Origin of the sequence: Streptomyces sp. NPDC048514 (assembly GCF_043199955.1) — a bacterium.
Taxonomy (GTDB): domain Bacteria; phylum Actinomycetota; class Actinomycetes; order Streptomycetales; family Streptomycetaceae; genus Streptomyces.
The window spans coordinates 139,429-152,026 of the sequence record NZ_JBICWT010000014.1 but is presented as its reverse complement, the minus strand read 5'-3'; the positions used below and the strand labels follow the sequence as shown (position 1 = coordinate 152,026).

The window sequence follows — 12,598 nt, the reverse complement described above, 5'->3', positions numbered from 1 at the left end:
CGCCGCACGGCAGCAGGGCACCGTAGCGCGTCACAGCGTCACCGCACGGCAAAGCGCGGGGGCTACCTTCTCATTCGCCGGACACGCGCGCAGGCCTTGGCCTAAGCTGCTCTCAACTGTCACAGCAGCGCGGCCACGTATCAATACGTCCGGCGACCCCGAATCGTTCTGGACCTGCCCCGTTTTTCTGAGCGGAACGTGTCCGAATCCGCCTCGTGTGTCACCTGACGCCCGATGTGACACACCACAGCTATCCCGGATTGCCGGGATAGTCGCGCATGTCGTCAGCTCACTCCCGCGGGTGATCTGCCGCTTACCCATAGTCCGTTCGGGCCATTCAAGATTGGGCCCGAAGGGGGTGTTGCGCTGTGCCCACCTTCCGTAACGTCCTGAGCTGGCTGCGGTGAATATGCCGCTGCCGCCGTGGGGGAGCCTCGATTCGGGAGAGGACGGCGCCGGTATGGGCTGGGTAACCGACTGGAGTGCGCAGGCTGCCTGCCGCACTACCGATCCGGATGAACTGTTCGTTCAAGGAGCAGCGCAGAACAGGGCCAAGGCGGTGTGCACCGGGTGCCCGGTACGCACCGAATGCCTGGCGGATGCGCTGGACAACCGCGTCGAATTCGGCGTGTGGGGAGGCATGACCGAGCGGGAGCGCCGTGCACTGCTGCGCCGGCGGCCCACTGTGACGTCGTGGCGCAGGCTGCTGGAGACCGCTCGCTCGGAGTACGAGCGGGGCGTCGGGATCGTGCACCTCGACAGCGACGACGTGTACGAGAACTACGCAGCGGTGAGCTGAGGACGACACAGCGGTGAGCTGAGGACGACACAGCGGTGAGCTGAGGTCGATGCAGCGGCGAGCTGAGAACCGCGCGGTGGTGGGCTGAGAACTATGCGGCGGGAAGCCGGCCGTTCGTTCTCGGAAGCACCGGCCGCGCACGCCGCACGGTGAATGCCGGTCTGCCGCCGGGCCTGGAAGCGCCAATGGGGCAGGAAAAGTGCCATGGGGCACGGAACGCGCACCGGCAACGGGCGCGTCGATCGGGCTCGCGACTTGGAAGGCCACGATCGCCTCACGGCCCCACCCGCATCCACCCATGTTCGCGCGCTGCGACCGTCCGAGTGCGCCTGCGATCCCACTGGCATGCCGGCAACCGTCCGAGTGCGCCTGCGACCGCACCCGCATGCCGGCAACCGTCCGAGTGCGCCTGTGACCGGACGAGCACGCGTGCGACCGAATGGGAACGCCTGCGAGTCGTCGGCTCCGTCCATGCACCGCGCCCTCGGCGACCTGGCCGCGTACGGCTCCCCGCAGCGCGCGCTACGTGGGCCGGCCCGGTGCGGGCAGGCCAGGAGCCACCCAGCCGGGCGTGCAGTCGGGCGTCCATCTGGTCGGACGTCCAGTCGGGCGTCCCCCCGGCCGGGCGTTACGCAGGGTCCGTGTGTCCCGCCGTGCCCGCGGCCAGGCGGGTGCCGATGTTTCGCAGGCCCGTGAGGTCGTGGACGTCGCCGGGGAGCGCGGGTACGTCGACCACCGCCACCTCGGGGTGACGGGCGGTGAACCGGTCACGCGTGCGCCGCTCGCGCGCGAGCAGCTGCATCCGCTCGGCGTGCAGCCTCAACAGACCTGCGGTGAGCCGGTCGACGGGGCGCTCCGTATCGGCGGGGGAGCCTTCCTCGGAAGCGGTGTCACCGGCTGCGGCTTCGGGCCCGGCTGCGGCCTCGGATGCGGGAGTGCGTGAACTGCCGTACGTGTCGGGAGAGTTACGAAGACCAGCTTTCCCGCCCTCCTGATCCACAATGCGGGGGTCCTCAAGATTTTCCGCGGCGGCGAGTGCCCGCTCGGCCGACAGCCCGCCCGCCCCGGTGTCGTGGACGCGGTTCAGCACCAGACCGACCAACGGCATCTTCTCGGCGGCCAGCCGCTCCACGAAGTAGGCCGCCTCGCGCAGCGCGTCCCGCTCCGGCGCCGCCACCACCAGGAATGCCGTACCGGGCGCCTGGAGCAGCTTGAACGTGGCGTCCGCGCGCGTACGGAAGCCGCCGAAGGTGGTGTCCATCGCGGCCACGAACGTCTGCACGTCCTTCAGCAGCTGCCCGCCCAGCAGCTTGCCGAGCGTGCCGGTCATCATCGACATGCCGACGTTCAGGAAGGCCATGCCCGCGCGGCCGCCCAGCTTGGCGGGGGCGGTGAGCAGGCGGATGAGCCGGCCGTCCAGGAAGGAGCCGAGCCGCTTGGGAGCGTCCAGGAAGTCCAGCGCCGAGCGGGACGGCGGGGTGTCGACCACGATCAGGTCCCACTCCTCCTTCGCCCGCAGCTGGCCCAGCTTCTCCATCGCCATGTACTCCTGCGTGCCCGCGAAGCCCGCCGAAAGCGACTGGTAGAAAGGGTTCGCCAGGATCGCGGCCGCCCGCTCGGAGTCCGCGTGCGCCTCCACGACCTCGTCGAAGGTGCGCTTCATGTCGAGCATCATGGCGTGCAGTTCGCCCGTGCCCTCGACGCCCTTCACCCGGCGCGGCACGTTGTCGAGGGAGTCGATGCCCATCGACTGGGCCAGCCGCCTGGCCGGGTCGATGGTCAGGACGACCACCTTGCGGCCGCGCTCGGCAGCCCGCAGCCCGAGGGCCGCCGCGGTCGTCGTCTTGCCGACCCCGCCCGAGCCGCAGCACACCACGATCCGGGTCCCGGGGTCGTCCAGCAGCGGATCGACGTCGAGCGCCCGCGCGGGGGACAGCCGGCGAGCCGCCTCCGGGGCCTCGGCCGTCTTCCGCCCCCCGAAGGCCTCCCGTTCCTCGGCCGGGTCAGGACTCATGACAACCCCTGCTTCCGCAGCTCGGTGGCGAGTTCGTACAGGCCCGCGAGGTCTATGCCCTCGGCGAGCAGCGGCAGTTCGTGCAGCGGCAGGCTCAGCTCGCCGAGGACCGCGCGCTGCTCTTCCTCCAGTGCGTACCGCTCGGCGTACTCGGCCGCCTGCGCCAGCAGCGGGTCCACCAGTTTCTCGGCGTTCCCGCCACGACGGGCTCCGCCGAGGCCCGCGGCCGAGAGCGTCTGCGCGACGGAGGAACGCCCCACGCTCCGTACGAGTTCCAGGTCGGCCGCGTCCAGCACCTCCGGCCGGACCATGTTCACGATGACCCGGCCCACCGGGAGCCGTGCCGCGCGCAGTTCGGCGATGCCGTCCGCGGTCTCCTGGACCGGCATCTCCTCCAGGAGGGTCACCAGGTGCACCGCCGTCTCCGGCGACTTGAGCACCCGCATCACCGCCTGCGCCTGATTGTGTATCGGGCCGATCTTCGCGAGGCCCGCAACCTCGTCGTTGACGTTCAGGAAGCGGGTGATGCGGCCGGTGGGCGGGGCGTCCATGATCACGTAGTCGTAGACGAACCGCCCCTTCTTGTCCTTGCGGCGCACCGCCTCGCACGCCTTGCCGGTCAGCAGGACGTCCCTGATGCCGGGCGCGATGGTGGTGGCGAAGTCGATGGCGCCGAGCTTCTTCAGGGCTCTGCCCGCCCCGCCCAGCTTGTAGAACATCTGGAGATAGTCCAGAAGGGCGAGTTCGGCGTCTATGGCGAGGGCGTGCACCTCCCCGCCCCCGGGAGCGACCGCGATCTTGCGCTCCTCATAGGGCAACGCCTCCGTCTCGAAGAGCTGTGCGATGCCCTGCCGACCCTCGACCTCCACGAGAAGCGTCCGCTTCCCCTCGGTGGCGAGGGCCAGCGCGAGGGCGGCGGCGACCGTCGTCTTTCCGGTCCCGCCCTTGCCGCTGACGACCTGGAGCCTGCTCACACCTTCGAGACTAACCAGTCCGGCCGACAGTCACGCGGGAGGCTGTGGACAACGGCGGCCATAGTCGGCCATGTGTTCGGTGGAAAGAGGCCGTCGTGGGCGGGATCTGCCCCCTCCGGCACAGCGGCTACAGTCGGCCCATGACCAAGAAGTGGGAATACTCGACCGTGCCGCTGCTCGTCCATGCCACGAAGCAGATTCTGGACACCTGGGGCGACGACGGCTGGGAGCTCGTCCAGGTCGTGCCCGGGCCCAATCCGGAGCAGCTCGTGGCCTACCTGAAGCGGGAGAAGCAGGCATGAGCGCGGTCGAGGCCAAACTGGCCGAAATGGGCCTGACCCTGCCGGAGGTCGTACCGCCGCTGGCCGCGTACCAGCCGGCCGTGCAGTCCGGTGTCCACGTCTTCACCGCCGGCCAGCTGCCGATGGTGGAGGGCAAGCTGCCGGTCACCGGCAAGGTGGGCGGGGAGGTCACACCGGAGGAGGCCAAGGAACTGGCCCGCATCTGCGCGCTGAACGCGCTGGCCGCGGTCAAGTCCGTCGCCGGTGACCTGGACCGCATCGCGCGCGTGGTGAAGGTGGTCGGTTTCGTCGCCTCGGCGTCCGACTTCACCGGGCAGCCCGGCGTCGTCAACGGTGCCAGCGAACTGCTCGGCGAGGTCCTCGGCGAGAAGGGCGTGCACGCCCGCAGCGCCGTCGGCGTCGCGGTGCTGCCGCTGGACGCACCGGTCGAGGTCGAGATCCAGGTGGAACTCGCCCAGTAGGCCCCCACGGCCCGCTGACCTCGACAGCTCTCGAACATTCGCCCTATACGGGATAGCCTCCGGCCATGGCGAACGGTCAGTGGTACCCCCCGGAGTGGCCCGACCGCATCCGCGCGCTCGCGGACGGCACCCTCACGCCGGTGGCCCCCAGGCGCGCGGCCACGGTGCTGCTCCTGAAGGACACCCCGGACGGGCCGGTCGTCCACATGCTCCGCAGACGTGCCTCCATGGCCTTCGCCGGAGGCGCGTACGCGTACCCCGGCGGTGGTGTCGACCCGCGTGACGACGACCGCCGGGTCCGCTGGGCGGGCCCCACGCGCGCGTGGTGGGCCGAACGGCTGGGCGTCGACGAGAGCGGCGCCCAGGCGATCGTCTGCGCCGCCGTACGGGAGACGTACGAGGAGGCCGGCGTGCTGCTCGCCGGGCCCGACGCGGACTCGGTCGTCGGCGACACCACCGGCGAGGACTGGGAGACCGACCGGGCCGCCCTCATCGCACACGAGCTGTCCTTCGCCGAGTTCCTGGACCGGCGCGGTCTGGTGCTGCGCTCGGACCTGCTGGGCCCGTGGGCCCGCTGGATCACCCCGGAGTTCGAGGCCCGCCGCTACGACACCTGGTTCTTCGTGGCCGCCCTCCCCGAGGGCCAGCGCACCCGCAACGCCTCCACCGAGGCCGACCGCACGGTGTGGATCCGCCCCGAGGAGGCGGCCGGCGGCTACGACAGGGGCGAGCTGCTGATGATGCCGCCCACCATCGCCACCCTGCGCCGGCTGGCCCCGCACACCAGCGCCGCCGAGGCACTGGCGGCCGCCCCCGCGTGCGACATGACACCGGTGCTGGCGAGCGCCCGTCTGCGGGGCGGCGAGATCGTCCTGTCCTGGCCGGGCCACGACGAATTCACCAAACACGTCCCGACCTCCGGCACGCCCTCCGGGACGAACGCTCCGACGACCACCGGTGGAGGCCCCGCATGACCGACGCAGCCGCCCTGCCGGGGCAGCCTCGGGGCTCGGTGCTGTCGGGACCCGCCACCGAGCGGGCCGTCAACGTCCTCGCGCCCAACGCCTCCGCGATGACCCTGGACGGCACCAACACCTGGATCGTCGCCGAGCCGGGCTCCGACCTGGCCGTGGTGATCGACCCGGGCCCGCTGGACGACGGCCACCTGCGCACCGTCGTGGACACCGCGGAGAAGGCCGGCCGGCGCATAGCCCTGACGCTGCTCACCCACGGCCATCCCGACCACGCCGAGGGCGCCGCCCGCTTCGCCGAACTGACCGGCACGCGCGTGCGTGCCCTCGATCCGGCGCTGCGCCTCGGCGACGAGGGCCTGGCCGCGGGGGACGTGCTGACCGTCGGCGGCCTGGAGCTGAGGGTCGTACCGACTCCCGGCCACACCGCGGACTCGCTGTGCTTCCATCTCCCGGCCGACCGGGCGGTGCTGACCGGAGACACCATCCTCGGGCGTGGGACGACGGTCGTGGCGCATCCCGACGGGCGGCTCGGCGACTATCTGGACTCACTCCGGCGGCTGAGGTCCCTCACGGTGGACGACGGCGTGCACACCGTCCTGCCGGGCCACGGACCGGTCCTGGAGGACGCACAGGGCGCCGTCGAGTTCTACCTGGCCCACCGCGCCCACCGGCTCGCGCAGGTGGAGACGGCGGTCGAGGACGGCTACCGCACGCCGTCCGAGGTCGTCGCCCACGTCTACGCCGACGTGGACCGCTCACTGTGGCCGGCGGCGGAACTGTCGGTGCGGGCCCAGCTGGAGTACCTGAGCGAGCACGGCCTGATCTAGTCCGGCGCGAACCGTGCGGGCACGGGCGGGTCCAGTCCGGGCGAACCGTGCGAAGACCGGCTGGTCCAGTCGGGCGCGAACCGTGCGGGCGCGGGCTGGTCCAGTCGGCCAGTCGGGCGCGAACCGTGCGAAGACCGGCTGGTCCAGGCCGGCGTGGAACGTGTGCGCACGGGCTGATCCGGCCCCGCGCGCGACCTTGCGCGCACGCACGCGTGCGTACGGCGCCCTTCGCGGGCGCCAGGGCCGTCGCAGGCCCGGCTCTCGCGAGACGGGCCCCCGCCGCCGTACGGGCGGACGCGGCGTCAGCGGGACCGCTTGGCCAGGCGCTCGACGTCCAGCAGGATCACGGCCCGGGCCTCCAGGCGCAGCCAGCCGCGCTGGGCGAAGTCGGCGAGCGCCTTGTTCACGGTCTCGCGGGAGGCGCCGACCAGCTGGGCCAGTTCCTCCTGGGTGAGGTCGTGGACGACGTGGATGCCCTCCTCGGACTGCACGCCGAAGCGGCGGGACAGGTCCAGCAGGGCGCGCGCCACCCGGCCGGGGACGTCGGAGAAGACCAGGTCGGACATGGCGTCGTTGGTCTTGCGCAGCCGGCGGGCGACCGCGCGCAGCAGGGCGCCGGCCACCTCCGGGCGGACGTTCAGCCAGGGCTGGAGGTCACCGTGGCCGAGACCGAGCATCTTGACCTCGGTCAGCGCGGTCGCGGTGGCGGTGCGCGGGCCCGGGTCGAACAGCGACAGCTCGCCGATCAGTTCGCTGGGGCCGACGACGGCGAGCATGTTCTCGCGGCCGTCGGGCGAGGTGCGGTGCAGCTTGACCTTGCCCTCGGTGACGACGTAGAGCCGGTCACCGGGGTCGCCCTCGTGAAACAGGGAGTCGCCGCGCGCCAGGGTCACCTCACTCATGGAGGCGCGCAGCTCCGCGGCCTGCTCGTCGTCGAGTGCCGCGAAGAGCGGGTTGCGCCGCAGGACGTCGTCCACGAGTTCTCTCCTTGTCGACCTGCTCAGGGGATCTTGCTCCCCTACGTGCCAGGGGACCGTGTTCCCCATTTTGCCGGACGGTCCAAACAGTGTGATCTGTCACAAGGATGCCGCACACGTGTCCCGAGGTACGCGGCAGGGGTCCAATCGGGGGCCGGTCATCCGGGTTCCGGAGGGCGGCCACTGCCTGTCCGCGGGGTGGACGGGTGCCCAAGTCGCCGGTGAGAACACGTTCCAGGGCGCTGTCCGGGGCCGTACGGGTGGTTGTGCCCGAAGATTCCGCTGTCGGCGAACAGCGTCGGCGAATCCGTTAAATCGGATGAACCGGACCGGTCGTACCGGATGCTCGCCGGGCCCGCAGGGCACCGGGCCCCCGAAGGGCCGGCCGTCCCGGTGATCCACCACCGGGGCCTGTCCCGTCGGCGTAGCCTTCACGCATGGCAGTGAGCAAGGTGCGCAAGGCGGCCACGGCGGTGACCGGGGTCGCGAAGCCGTGGAAGCCGGAGTCGCGGACGGCGCTCGTACGACGGGCCCGCAGGATCAACCGCGAACTCGCCGAGGTCTACCCGTACGCCCACCCCGAGCTGGACTTCGAGAACCCCTTCCAGCTGCTGGTCGCCACCGTGCTGTCGGCCCAGACCACGGACCTGCGGGTCAACCAGACCACCCCGGCGCTGTTCGCCCGGTACCCGGCCCCCGAGGACCTGGCGGCCGCCGACCCGGAGAAGGTCGAGGAGATCCTGCGCCCCTGCGGCTTCTTCCGGGCCAAGACCCGGGCGGTCATAGGGCTGTCCAGGGCGCTCGTGGAGGACTTCGGCGGCGAGGTGCCAGGGAAGCTGGAGGACCTGGTCAAGCTGCCCGGCGTCGGCCGCAAGACCGCCTTCGTCGTGCTCGGCAACGCCTTCGGCCGGCCCGGGATCACCGTGGACACGCACTTCCAGCGGCTGGTGCGGCGCTGGAAGTGGACCGAGGAGACCGACCCGGACAAGATCGAGGCCGCCGTCGGTGCGCTGTTCCCGAAGAGCGAGTGGACCGATCTGTCCCACCACGTGATCTGGCACGGCCGGCGCATCTGCCACGCCCGCAAGCCCGCCTGCGGCGCCTGCCCCGTCGCCCCGCTCTGCCCGGCCTACGGCGAGGGCGAGACCGATCCGGAGAAGGCGAAGAAGCTCCTGAAGTACGAGAAGGGCGGCTTCCCCGGGCAGCGGCTCAACCCCCCGCAGGCCTACCTCGACGCCGGCGGCAGGCCGGCGCCGCCGCTGGGGGCCGCGTGACGGAACGATCCCGGGCACCTCGGGCGTTGGACAGACGGAGCGACGGGGGTGGGGCATGACGAGGGCCAGCGAGACCTGGGGCCGAGCGGTGACGCTCGACAAGGAGGGGCTGCCGGACTGGCTGGACCCGGTGGTGCGGGCCGCCGAGACGCTGGAGCCGCTCCAGCTCAGCCGCTTCCTGCCGCCCGCGAACGGCTCGGGGCGCAAGTCCGCGGTGCTGATCCTGTTCGGCGAGGGAGAGCGCGGCCCCGAGCTGCTGCTGATGGAGCGGGCCGGCTCCCTGCGCTCGCACGCCGGGCAGCCGTCCTTCCCGGGCGGCGCGCTGGACCCCGAGGACGGCGACCCGCAGGGCGACGGCCCGCTGCGGGCGGCGCTGCGCGAGGCCGAGGAGGAGACCGGTCTCGATCCCTCCGGCGTCCAGCTCTTCGGTGCCCTGCCCGCGCTCTACATCCCGGTCAGCGGTTTCGTGGTCACCCCCGTGCTCGGCTGGTGGCGTGAGCCCAGCCCGGTCGGCGTCGTCGACCCGAACGAGACGGCCCGGGTCTTCACCGTCCCCGTGGCGGATCTCACGGACCCCGCCAACCGCGTCACCACCGTCTCTCCCGGCGGCCACCGCGGCCCCGCATTCCTGGTCGAATCGGCCCTGGTGTGGGGATTCACGGGCGGCGTGATCGACCGCCTGCTGCACTACGCGGGCTGGGAGCGTCCCTGGGACCGGGAACAGCAGGTCCCGCTCGACTGGCGCGCATGACAGGGTGATCCCCGTGCTGTGTCCCCCGGGACTGTCCCCGGACCCCCGGCCGAGCTGCTGGGAGCGGAGTGAGTAGGCGAGGCCTGAAGCGGTGAACGTGCTGGACATGCTGTTGCTGGTCGCGGCCGTGTGGTTCGCGGTCGTGGGCTATCGCCAGGGCCTCGTCGTCGGCATCCTGTCGGTGATCGGCTTCCTGGGCGGCGGCCTCGTCGCCGTGTACACGCTGCCCGTCGTCTGGGGCGCGGTGAGCGACGACGCGGAGATCGGCACCACCGCGGCCGTGGTCGCCGTGGTCGTCGTCATCGTCTGCGCCTCGGTAGGCCAGGCCCTGACCACCCACCTCGGCAGCAAACTGCGCCGGCACATCACCTGGTCCCCGGCCCGCGCCCTGGACGCCACCGGCGGCGCGCTGGTCAACGTCGTCGCGATGCTGCTGGTCGCCTGGCTGATCGGCTCCGCCCTCGCCGGCACGACTCTGCCGACGCTCGGCAAGGAGGTGCGCGGCTCCAAGGTGCTCCTCGGCGTCTCCCGGGCGCTGCCCGCGCAGGCCGACACCTGGTTCGCGGACTTCTCCGCGGTCCTCGCGCAGAACGGCTTCCCGCAGGTCTTCAGCCCGTTCGCCGACGAGCCGATCAAGGATGTCCGGCCGCCCGACGCGGCCCTGGCGAGCAGTCCGGTCGCCACCCGCGCCCAGCGTTCCATCGTCAAGGTCACCGGCACCGCCCAGAGCTGCGGCAAGGTCCTGGAGGGCACCGGCTTCGTCTTCGCCGACCGCCGGGTCATGACCAACGCGCATGTGGTCGGCGGGGTCGACGAGCCGACCGTGCAGATAGGCGGGGAGGGCCGCAAGTACGACGCCAAGGTCGTCCTGTACGACTGGAAGCGCGACATCGCCGTCCTCGACGTACCGGATCTGCGGGCGAGCGCCCTCAAGTTCACCGCTCAGGACGCGGGCGGTGGTGACGGCGCGATCGTCGCGGGCTTCCCGGAGAACGGCTCGTACGACGTGCGCGCCGCGCGCGTGCGCGGGCGGATCACGGCGAACGGCTCGGACATCTACCACCGCGGCACGGTGCGCCGGGACGTCTACTCGCTGTACACGACCGTCCGCCAGGGCAACTCCGGCGGCCCGCTGCTCACGCCCGACGGCAAGGTGTACGGCGTGGTGTTCGCCAAGTCCCGCGACGACGCGGACACCGGGTACGCCCTGACGGCAGACGAGATCCGTCCCGACGTCGACCGGGGCCGCACGGCGAACGAGCAGGTGGGTACCGACAGCTGTGCGCTGTGATCCGTGGAGGGGCGTTCAGCCGCGCGGGTGACGCAGCCGTACGGAGACCCAGCGGGCCCGGCGGCGCAGGATGCGCGGAATCCCCACCCTCAGGTCCGCTACCGCGAGTTGCGGGGTGCCTCGCTGAGGCGTGCTCAGGCCAGTGGCCGAGCGGCGGTTGCGGGGTGCGTCACTGTAGTCGTGCGTCCAGCCCATACCCGGACGTGTGCCCCGCCTGAAGGTCGATAACCGCCTGCGCGCCCCCCAATTGGCCTATGCGGAAGGCATGTGGCGTTCGAGGGACAAGTGTTCATGATTCGGATACTCCGCGCATCGAATCACTCACCGAACGGTCACCGGTCCGGCTCGGGGTCCTTCAGCCAGTTGATCAGCTCGGTGGAGAACGCCGCCGGGTCCTCCTCGTGCGGGAAGTGCCCGAGACCGTCGAACAGCCGCCAGCGGTACGGCGCTTCGACGTACTCGCCCGAACCGGCGGCGCTGCGCGTGCGGGTCACCGGGTCCAGCGAACCGTGCAGATGCAGCGTGGGCACCCGCACCGGCCGCTTCATCCTGCGGTAGAACTGCACGCCGTCCGGGCGGGCCAGCGACCGCACCAGCCAGCGGTACGGCTCGACCGAGCAGTGGGCGGTGGAGGGGATGCACATGGCTCGCCGGTACGTCGCCACGGTCTCGTCCTCCGGCGGCCGGGGCCCGGACCAGTCACGGATCAGACGGCCCACCAGCTCGCCGTCGTCGGCGGTGAGTTGACGCTCCGGGATCCAGGGCCGCTGGAATCCCCAGATGTAGGAGCTGGCGGCCGTCTGCCGGGCGTCCCGCAGCATCGCCGCGCGCCAGCGCCGCGGGTGCGGCATCGACACCACGGCCAGGCGCCGGACCAGCTTGGGCCGCATCGCGGCGGCCGTCCACGCCAGGTAGCCGCCCAGGTCGTGGCCGACCAGCGCGGCGTCCGGTTCGCCGAGCGAGCGGACCACGCCGGTGACGTCCAGGGCGAGGTTGGCGGGGTCGTACCCGCGGGGCGTGCGGTCGCTGCCGCCGACGCCCCGCAGGTCCATCGCCACCGCCCGGTAGCCCGCGTCCGCGAGCGCGACGAGCTGGTGCCGCCAGGTCCACCAGAACTGGGGGAACCCGTGCAACAGCAGCACCAGAGGGCCGTCGCCCAGTTCGGCGATGTGGAAGCGGGCGCCGTTGGCGGCGACATCCCGGTGCGTCACCTGCTGCCCGTGGGGCAGGTCGAGTCGTACGGCCGAAGGCGCGGGGTCGGTCATGACGACGAGCGTGCCACAACCTCGGACGAGGCGTGTGCCGCGGCCTCGATGGCCGCGGGCGTCCGCTCCTCGGGAAGCTCCGGGCGCGGGTGCGGCTTGGCGTTCTGCAGGACGCTCGCCGACTCCTTCATCGACGCGGCCACCTTCTGCGGGCCCTGGCCCTTCTTGGCCTTCTTCGCGAACACCACGCCGATGAGCGCGAGGAGGCCGGCCACGAGCACGTTGGCGGCGAACGACAGCAGGAAGCAGACCGCGAGGTTCCAGCCGCTCCAGGTCCGGATCCCGTAGGCGAGGGCGAAGTTGAGCATCGGCAGGGAGAACACCAGCAGTGCGCCCGCCATCGAGAAGGCGCCGCCACTCGTCGCGCCGCGCTTCACGTCCTGCTTCAGCTGGGCCTTGGCCAGTGCGATCTCGTCGTGCACCAGCGCCGACAAATCGGTCGTCGCCGAGGCGAACAGCTGGCCGATGCTGCGTTCGGCGCCGACCGGGCTGCCGTCGGGTGCGCTCATCGCGTTCTCCCTCTGATGTCTCTCGTGCCGCAAATGTGCCGTGCCGTGTGGCCGTCCCGCTCGGAGGCCGTGGCCGCCGTGCCCGGGCGGCCGGGTGTGCGTTGGCCGCCGGGTCCGGACAGCCGGGTGTGCGTGGCCACCGGGTCGGGGCGGCCATGCGGGTGGCCGCCCCGCTCCTGA

At 71.8% G+C, this 12,598-nt stretch carries 14 protein-coding genes; 8 read left to right on the top strand and 6 right to left on the bottom strand.

Annotated elements, in window-relative coordinates; all coding sequences use genetic code 11:
- Positions 1-460 precede the first annotated feature (460 nt).
- Complete coding sequence (gene wblA, locus ACGFT2_RS29290) at positions 461-799, top strand: transcriptional regulator WblA (protein ID WP_353601540.1); 339 nt, start codon at positions 461-463, stop codon at positions 797-799.
- 628 nt (positions 800-1,427) lie between these two features.
- Here the strand turns inward: wblA and ACGFT2_RS29285 are convergent.
- Together ACGFT2_RS29285 and ACGFT2_RS29280 are read right to left on the bottom strand one after the other, a co-directional pair.
- Complete coding sequence (locus ACGFT2_RS29285) at positions 1,428-2,813, bottom strand: ArsA family ATPase (protein ID WP_393283782.1); 1,386 nt, start codon at positions 2,811-2,813, stop codon at positions 1,428-1,430.
- On the bottom strand, positions 2,810-3,787 hold the full coding sequence (locus ACGFT2_RS29280) for an ArsA family ATPase (protein ID WP_393283779.1): 978 nt from the start codon (positions 3,785-3,787) through the stop codon (positions 2,810-2,812). The genes ACGFT2_RS29285 and ACGFT2_RS29280 overlap by 4 nt, the downstream gene beginning before the upstream one ends.
- 140 nt (positions 3,788-3,927) lie before the next feature.
- Between ACGFT2_RS29280 and ACGFT2_RS29275 the strand changes: the two genes are divergently transcribed.
- From ACGFT2_RS29275 to ACGFT2_RS29260, 4 genes are all read left to right on the top strand, one after another.
- A complete protein-coding gene (locus ACGFT2_RS29275) occupies positions 3,928-4,089 on the top strand; it encodes a hypothetical protein (protein WP_393283776.1) in 162 nt (53 codons plus the stop codon).
- The gene (locus tag ACGFT2_RS29270) at positions 4,086-4,550 is read left to right on the top strand and encodes a RidA family protein (protein WP_393283774.1); all 465 of its coding nucleotides are present in this window, start codon (positions 4,086-4,088) and stop codon (positions 4,548-4,550) included. Before ACGFT2_RS29275 ends, ACGFT2_RS29270 begins: the two co-directional genes overlap by 4 nt.
- A gap of 65 nt (positions 4,551-4,615) precedes the next feature.
- The gene (locus ACGFT2_RS29265; RefSeq protein WP_393283771.1) at positions 4,616-5,524 is read left to right on the top strand and encodes an NUDIX hydrolase; all 909 of its coding nucleotides are present in this window, start codon (positions 4,616-4,618) and stop codon (positions 5,522-5,524) included.
- Positions 5,521-6,351, top strand: a complete 831-nt coding sequence (locus ACGFT2_RS29260; protein ID WP_393283769.1) for an MBL fold metallo-hydrolase — start codon at positions 5,521-5,523, stop codon at positions 6,349-6,351. Before ACGFT2_RS29265 ends, ACGFT2_RS29260 begins: the two co-directional genes overlap by 4 nt.
- A gap of 302 nt (positions 6,352-6,653) precedes the next feature.
- Here the strand turns inward: ACGFT2_RS29260 and ACGFT2_RS29255 are convergent, their stop codons facing one another.
- The gene (locus ACGFT2_RS29255; protein WP_353601515.1) at positions 6,654-7,328 is read right to left on the bottom strand and encodes a Crp/Fnr family transcriptional regulator; all 675 of its coding nucleotides are present in this window, start codon (positions 7,326-7,328) and stop codon (positions 6,654-6,656) included.
- A gap of 437 nt (positions 7,329-7,765) precedes the next feature.
- Here ACGFT2_RS29255 and nth point away from each other — a divergent pair, with 437 nt between their 5' ends.
- From nth to ACGFT2_RS29240, 3 genes are all read left to right on the top strand, one after another.
- Positions 7,766-8,602: an endonuclease III gene (gene nth, locus ACGFT2_RS29250; RefSeq protein WP_393283767.1), complete on the top strand. Its 837-nt coding sequence runs from the start codon at positions 7,766-7,768 to the stop codon at positions 8,600-8,602.
- 55 nt (positions 8,603-8,657) lie between these two features.
- Positions 8,658-9,353, top strand: a complete 696-nt coding sequence (locus ACGFT2_RS29245) for an NUDIX hydrolase (protein ID WP_393283764.1) — start codon at positions 8,658-8,660, stop codon at positions 9,351-9,353.
- A gap of 91 nt (positions 9,354-9,444) precedes the next feature.
- Positions 9,445-10,644 carry a MarP family serine protease gene (locus ACGFT2_RS29240; RefSeq protein ID WP_393283761.1) on the top strand — a complete coding sequence of 400 codons (1,200 nt, stop codon included), beginning with the start codon at positions 9,445-9,447 and terminating at the stop codon, positions 10,642-10,644.
- A gap of 15 nt (positions 10,645-10,659) precedes the next feature.
- On the opposite strand, the gene ACGFT2_RS29235 is transcribed toward ACGFT2_RS29240, so the two are convergent.
- From ACGFT2_RS29235 to ACGFT2_RS29225, 3 genes are all read right to left on the bottom strand, one after another.
- Positions 10,660-10,839: a hypothetical protein gene (locus ACGFT2_RS29235; protein WP_393283759.1), complete on the bottom strand. Its 180-nt coding sequence runs from the start codon at positions 10,837-10,839 to the stop codon at positions 10,660-10,662.
- 137 nt (positions 10,840-10,976) lie between these two features.
- Positions 10,977-11,909 carry an alpha/beta fold hydrolase gene (locus ACGFT2_RS29230; protein ID WP_393283756.1) on the bottom strand — a complete coding sequence of 311 codons (933 nt, stop codon included), beginning with the start codon at positions 11,907-11,909 and terminating at the stop codon, positions 10,977-10,979.
- A complete protein-coding gene (locus ACGFT2_RS29225) occupies positions 11,906-12,418 on the bottom strand; it encodes a phage holin family protein (RefSeq protein ID WP_393283754.1) in 513 nt (170 codons plus the stop codon). Before ACGFT2_RS29225 ends, ACGFT2_RS29230 begins: the two co-directional genes overlap by 4 nt.
- Positions 12,419-12,598: the final 180 nt, after the last annotated feature.